The 4,945-nt window shown below is 41.7% G+C and carries 9 protein-coding genes; 4 read left to right on the forward strand and 5 right to left on the reverse strand.

All coding sequences use genetic code 11. The features are described from left to right. From Xhom_RS49685 to Xhom_RS49705, 5 genes are all read right to left on the reverse strand, one after another. Window positions 1–288: hypothetical protein (locus tag Xhom_RS49685; RefSeq protein ID WP_099139827.1), on the reverse strand; the 288-nt coding region annotated here is incomplete at its 3' end. Window positions 289–345: 57 nt separating this feature from the next. Then, the gene (locus Xhom_RS49690) at window positions 346–723 is read right to left on the reverse strand and encodes a hypothetical protein (protein ID WP_069316153.1); all 378 of its coding nucleotides are present in this window, start codon (window positions 721–723) and stop codon (window positions 346–348) included. Window positions 724–755: 32 nt separating this feature from the next. Then, the gene (locus Xhom_RS49695) at window positions 756–917 is read right to left on the reverse strand and encodes a host cell division inhibitor Icd-like protein (RefSeq protein WP_145957480.1); all 162 of its coding nucleotides are present in this window, start codon (window positions 915–917) and stop codon (window positions 756–758) included. A 64-nt stretch (window positions 918–981) separates the two neighbouring features. Further along, the gene (locus Xhom_RS49700) at window positions 982–1,305 is read right to left on the reverse strand and encodes a transcriptional antitermination N peptide (RefSeq protein ID WP_069316152.1); all 324 of its coding nucleotides are present in this window, start codon (window positions 1,303–1,305) and stop codon (window positions 982–984) included. Window positions 1,306–1,644: 339 nt separating this feature from the next. Further along, window positions 1,645–2,391, reverse strand: a complete 747-nt coding sequence (locus Xhom_RS49705; protein ID WP_069316151.1) for a LexA family transcriptional regulator — start codon at window positions 2,389–2,391, stop codon at window positions 1,645–1,647. 89 nt (window positions 2,392–2,480) lie between these two features. On the opposite strand from Xhom_RS49705, the gene Xhom_RS49710 reads away from it, so the two are divergent. The 4 genes from Xhom_RS49710 to Xhom_RS49725 form a co-directional block, all read left to right on the forward strand. Continuing rightward, window positions 2,481–2,711 carry a helix-turn-helix domain-containing protein gene (locus Xhom_RS49710; RefSeq protein ID WP_069316150.1) on the forward strand — a complete coding sequence of 77 codons (231 nt, stop codon included), beginning with the start codon at window positions 2,481–2,483 and terminating at the stop codon, window positions 2,709–2,711. A 179-nt stretch (window positions 2,712–2,890) separates the two neighbouring features. Beyond that, on the forward strand, window positions 2,891–3,274 hold the full coding sequence (locus tag Xhom_RS49715) for a hypothetical protein (protein ID WP_069316149.1): 384 nt from the start codon (window positions 2,891–2,893) through the stop codon (window positions 3,272–3,274). 131 nt (window positions 3,275–3,405) lie between these two features. Then, window positions 3,406–4,203, forward strand: coding sequence for a hypothetical protein (locus Xhom_RS49720; RefSeq protein ID WP_232326313.1), 798 nt, complete (start codon window positions 3,406–3,408; stop codon window positions 4,201–4,203). 85 nt (window positions 4,204–4,288) lie between these two features. Continuing rightward, the coding region (locus Xhom_RS49725; protein ID WP_145957486.1) for a DEAD/DEAH box helicase at window positions 4,289–4,945 on the forward strand (657 nt) is incomplete at its 3' end.

The raw sequence follows: 4,945 nt of genomic DNA on the forward strand, positions 1-4,945 counted from the left end.
ACCGGACAGACTTTTATCCGTATCAATTAATAAAGAAACATATGTTCTTAGATTTTCTATTTCACTCGCAACGCCTTCCAATTCATCGAATGCCTGATTATCTGACATGATATAATCTTTATTTATATCCCTTAACCGTTGGACTAAATCACAAGTTTGACGATGTACGCCACGACACATTAAATAAGTATCCGGTTCAGCTTCATTTTGAGTTGCAGTAACTACGGGAAATATTGAGGCTTCAATTTCTTCTGCAATTTCGACGGCTGCTTGTAGTTTATTGTTCATGTTTTATTTCCGTGATTGTTATCAATTCACCATAGTTCACTCGGAAATGAGCTGTAATTAGTTATATTCAGAATGAATCTTACTTACATAATCATTTAAATGATGAACAAAATTATAACTATCCCACACTCTATTAGTGTGTATATCATAGAAAGCAGTAGCAATAAATTTATTACCTTTGAAAATATCGTACTTAGTATCGCCGACTTCAATCACATCAAAACCATAGTTTTTACAAGCAGAAATAAATTTACTTTGTTTGACTAAAACAGTAGACCAATCACGAAATTTTTTACGCTGCAACCAAGCCTTTTTATTGAAAAAATTACGGTCTTGAGAACGAGGAGAAAATAGGTTAGCCAAATGACGGTAACGAACATAATCTTTTCTACATTCAGCCGCTAATAATGCAGAAGTGCTTGTTAATGTATTCATGTTTTATTTCCTTAGAATTAATATTGTTTATCTCAATTACGATTAACTATTTGACCCATCCAGCCTAAAATTACATGCGTAGGAGCTAGTGACTTTCTCGCTTCCTGCTCATTAATTGCCTGAGCCTTAATGCATATAGGGCGACGTTGTTTTGTGTTAGCTCGCTCTATTGCGCCGAAGATAAAGGTTTTCATAATTACCTTTTATTGAATACGGAGTAATTTTTTCAATTCAAGATTATCTTTAATAAAGAAAATATCACGCTCTGGCCGTAATTCCGCCTGATTCCAGACGACGGCGGGTTTTAGTTTTGGTTGAGTAGATAGCTGCATTGGGTAAGCAGCAGTTATTGAAATTATCGTAATTTGGAGTAGTTTGAATTGAAATTGCTTTATTAACACGATCCATTGCTTTTCTGTTCAGTGATAATACTGGTCGTGTTGGTATTGTAATTTCTTCAGAATTGAGAGCAGTCTTTAACGCCATATTGATGGCTTTATCCTTGTTATATGCCTCTTGTTGCTCCTTTCTGCGCTCATGCCTTCTTTTTCTTGCATTGTTGTAGCCATGAAAGTTGTGCATATCATCCCCCTTAGTTGATTTGTGATTGAGTAGTCTTCACGTCTCAGTCAGTAACCAACTGGTAAGAATGGTGCGCTTTTTCAGCGCTGTCTGTTAAGGAGCGGTGGTGCTTCATCTTTGGCTGTGTGCCTTGGATGGTGCCATTATTAACTGATGGTTAATTTTAGTCAATAACCAAAGGTTAATTAAATTAAAAGTTAAATTTTAACTAATTGAATTTTAAGTTAATAAATTTTTTAACTGATTATGAAAGTGTGATTTGAATCAAATAATTCAGGTGGATATTTGAAGTGGTAGCCGCTGATTAGCGGCTATTTTTGGGAAGGATGAAGATATGATCTACCAAGCCATTACTGACCAGTTTATGACTCGTCCAATAATTTTAACACTTTGAATTTCTGCTATTTCATCAGGAAATTCAATTGAGTTAAAGCTACGCACAATCAATTTTCCGGGTTGCCTATATAGCAATTTAATACGAAATAAATCGTCTTGTTCAATAGCATATATGCCCCCATCAACAATATTTTGATGGCCACGATCAACTGTTACGGTTGAACCATCAGGGATAACCGGTGACATACTGTCACCATGAACAGGGAATGCTACAACATTTGAAGGATGCGCCCCGTATCGACGAAGAGTTGAGCGTGAAAACCTCAATTTAAACCCATTGTAATCTTCGTTAGTACAGCAGCCACTTCCTGCGGCTAACTCTATGCTCTTAAAAAATGGGATAACAACCTCATCATCATTGATTGGGGTGGTGGAATCCCAAGGATCGACTTCTTCTAGTTCTAGCTCTATTTTGGATAGCGGTATTCCATCTACCTTTTTAGAGCCTCTACCATATTCTAACCACTCCGGCCTGACATCAAGCCATTTACTTAAAGCCAAAATATTACTGGAGTCCGGGATTGACTCAGCGTTCAGCCACTTCCAAACCGCAGGGCCGCTGACTTTTATTTTTTGTTCGGCAAGAGCGTCAGTGATCTTCTTACCTAGTCCACGTCCAGCAAAGCCTGCTTCTAGGCATGCTTCTTTTAGCCTTGCAGTGAACTCAGCTTTGTCATTTTTTTTAACCATAAGTTAATTATCATCCAGACTTGACTTAACTGTCAGTTAGAATTTAGAATTAACCATTAGTTAATAATTTTAGCTCGGATATTAACCAAATGAACCCAATTGAATTCGCAGTTAATGCAGTAGGCGGACAAGTTGTCGCTGCAAAAATCTGCGGGAAAAGCACCGTAGCAGTCTGGAAATGGGTGCAAAACGGTTGCTTGCCTCGCACTGAGTACACGGGAAAAACCCAATATTCAAAATTACTAGCAGAGCATTCTGGCGGAAAGTTTACCGAAAAATGGCTACTGCAAGCGGCAAATCCAGATAAAGGATTGGCGTAATAGTTACTGCTCTTTAACATCTCTGTGCTGAAAAAGCACACCTACCAAAAAATATCATCTATCTCAGGATAGACGACAATTCTGTATCTTTGTTAAACAAAACTTAATCAAAATTTAACTTCAGTAATTTTTGCGCATAGAACACGCCTACTCGGCGTGCAGAAAGGCGAATTCCAATCGTGAACACATACCCGATCCACAACGTAGCAATGCCCGAAATTTATCATCCGGGTGATGCGGAATGGATTCAAAAGATGCTTTCCGCCATGAACTCAACCACAAGGGAATACGCGAGGGATAAATACGCTTACGTCTACAAACTTAGGCGGGATGAAGATCCTGTGCCGCATCGCAGGGATAACACCGGCGCTAGGGCTGCTAACACATGGCTTCGATTGTTCTTCAAGAAAAATTACAGATCGATGAAGGGTTATACCGAAGAGCCGCTGTTAGTTCCGAAAGCACAGCCAGAGGACAAGCCCCATTCAGGAGTGGCTTTAGGACAGGGGCAAGCAGGTAACACCGAAATGGCTGTGTCTTCTGGCTGTGGGATCGGTGGTTAGGGGATCACTAGGGCTGAAAATGAAAAACCAGCCAAGTGAGAATAATTATCAAAATGGGGAAAAGCCAAAAAAACTGGCAGTCACGAAAAGTACTAAATAAGAACCCCCCTATTTTTTTGGACTAAATGAGAATGATTATCAAAAAAGAGAAAGCAGAAAAGATCATCCAAAAACACCGTGCTTTTGCTAACTGGAAACCAGCGCGCGCCGTGGCTGAACTAGTGGCCGCTGGGATGTCAGAAACCGAAGCAACGACAATGGTCAAAACAAACGCACCGGAGCGGAAAGCGCATAAGCCACACAACAGCCACGCAAAGCCGGTGAATCTGGAAGCATTGAGCACTCACTACATCGTGGTCGGTGATTACGATTTGCTGAGCCTGAAACATCAGGATGCACTGATTGCTGCCATCCGAAACGGCAAAGGGAAGAGTTCATGGAATGATGGGGCAATGGCGGTAACCCTGTTCGGATTAGTCAAGGCCTACCCGATCATCACCACAGCCGAAGTAAACAAATTCCTCAACCGTGGCGCATTCATCGACAGCATTCCACTGTTCATTGACGGGGAGGTGATTGAAGGTGAAGCGATGCCGTCAGCGAATAACGAGAGCGTGAAAGACGTTTTTCGTGCGGTTAAGCAACTGAAAAAAATCACTGAGCACTTAGCGGATACTGGCACATTGACGCTCAATAAATACCTTGATCGCGTACCGACTGACGAAGACGTTAAACGCGCCGTTGGCATTGTCGCACCAGCAATAACAAACCCGCACTTCCATAAAATCGATTATGCGCGCCAATACAACGATATGCCTGTAGACGCTCACGCCGAAGACAGTAAACGGATTATCAATGAGTGGAAAAACGAACTGAAAATTAAAGGAGGCAAGAAACCGAGCAGCGAAACTTTGACGAGTGAAGACTGATTCGGTTCTTGCCGTTGGCACTAACGAAGAGTTACCCGTGCAAATTATCGCACGGGAACTTAGAAAAATAAATAAGAGCAACGTCATGCTAGAAATTACCCCTAACTTTGCACAGGAAAGAGGGTTGAATCTTTTAAGGGCTGAATGGAAAAAGTACAGCAGCTTTCTTGTTTATGCTCCCACGGGGGCAGGGAAAACCGCTCTATCAGCCTTCATTATTGACGGGTTTGTATCAAAAAACAAAAAAGTCATGATGATCTGCCCATACCTTGTTCTGATAAATCAGACTGCCCAGCGCTTTATCGAGTACGGCTTACCGGAGGATGAAATCGCGTATATCTGGCATGACCATCCCAATCAAGACCCGTCAAAGCTGATTCAGATTGCGTCGGCTGACACGCTGATCCGCCGTGACTTTCCCGAAGACATTAATCTGTTGGTGATTGATGAAGCGCACCTGAAACGCAAAAAGATACTGGAAGAAATTACGCGGCTGACCTCGGAAACAGACTGCAAGGTGGTAGGGCTGTCGGGTATGCCTTTCTCGCCGTTCCTCGGTCACTACTATCAGAAGCTGATTAAGCCCACCACGATAAAAGAGTTAATTCAGCGTGGTGATCTGAGCGCGTATGAGTTTTACGCACCCACCAAGCCTGATTTAAGCAAGGTGAAGTCTGCCCGCAATGACGACTACGGCAGCGATTACAAGGAAGACGAAATAGCGGAAATCATGTGCGGGGCT

This window comes from Xenorhabdus hominickii (assembly GCF_002632725.1).
Lineage (GTDB): Bacteria > Pseudomonadota > Gammaproteobacteria > Enterobacterales > Enterobacteriaceae > Xenorhabdus > Xenorhabdus hominickii.

Bases quoted from the DNA above. Each gene is read 5' to 3' on its own strand.
- Xhom_RS49690 (WP_069316153.1), bottom strand. From the start codon at position 723: ATGAATACATTAACAAGCACTTCTGCATTATTAGCGGCTGAATGTAGA.
- Xhom_RS49695 (WP_145957480.1), bottom strand. From the start codon at position 917: ATGAAAACCTTTATCTTCGGCGCAATAGAGCGAGCTAACACAAAACAA.
- Xhom_RS49700 (WP_069316152.1), bottom strand. From the start codon at position 1,305: ATGCACAACTTTCATGGCTACAACAATGCAAGAAAAAGAAGGCATGAG.
- Xhom_RS49705 (WP_069316151.1), bottom strand. From the start codon at position 2,391: ATGGTTAAAAAAAATGACAAAGCTGAGTTCACTGCAAGGCTAAAAGAA.
- Xhom_RS49710 (WP_069316150.1), top strand. From the start codon at position 2,481: ATGAACCCAATTGAATTCGCAGTTAATGCAGTAGGCGGACAAGTTGTC.
- Xhom_RS49720 (WP_232326313.1), top strand. From the start codon at position 3,406: ATGATTATCAAAAAAGAGAAAGCAGAAAAGATCATCCAAAAACACCGT.